General features: G+C 35.4%; 1 protein-coding gene. It reads left to right on the plus strand.

The window, feature by feature from the left end; genetic code table 11:
- Positions 1-96 precede the first annotated feature (96 nt).
- The coding region (locus HMPREF9088_RS11205) for an IS30-like element IS6770 family transposase (protein WP_007209376.1) at positions 97-876 on the plus strand (780 nt) is incomplete at its 3' end.

Here is an 876-nt window from a genome sequence, read left to right on the forward strand (position 1 = left end):
CGCGAATTGTAAAATTAAGTTAGAAAAATAAAAAGGCATTTATGGTACACTCAAATTGTATTTCCGACGAAAGAAAACAAAGGAGTGTAACCATAAATGACCTACAAACATCTTACCATAGACGAACTGACAATGATAGAATCATATTATCTTCAACATAATAAACCGGTTGAAATCGCTAACCGAATGGGACGTGCTATACAAACTATTTATAATGTAGTCAATAAGTTCAAGCAAGGCAAGACTGCTCTTGATTATTGGCACCAGTATAAAGAAAATAAGAAAAAATGTGGTAGAAAAGTCATTCAATTACCTGCTCATGAAGTAGATTACATTAAAGAGAAAGTCACTCTTGGTTGGACGCCTGACGTCATTATCGGGCGAAAAGAAAGGCCTATTTCATGCGGTATGAGAACACTTTATCGTTTATTTTCTAAAGGAATATTTGATATTGACACACTACCGATGAAAGGTAAAAGAAAACCCAATGGCCATCAGGAAAAACGGGGAAAACAACAATATCAGCGCTCAATCCATGATAGACCTGATAATTATCCTGATTTCAATTCTGAGTTTGGTCACCTTGAAGGTGATACGATCGTTGGCATTCATCATAAAAGTGCCGTCATTACTTTAGTTGAAAGATTATCTAAAGTAATTATCACGATTAAACCCAACGGCCGTAAGGCATTAGATATTGAAACTGCCCTTAATCAATGGTTTTCTCGCTTTCCTAAAAACTTCTTTAAATCTATTACGTTTGACTGTGGAAAAGAATTTTCTAACTGGAAAGCCATTAGTAACCAACATGATATTGATATATATTTTGCGGACCCTGGAACACCTTCTCAACGCCCATTAAACGAGAATTCTAAC

The organism is Enterococcus italicus DSM 15952, assembly GCF_000185365.1.
Lineage (GTDB): Bacteria > Bacillota > Bacilli > Lactobacillales > Enterococcaceae > Enterococcus_G > Enterococcus_G italicus.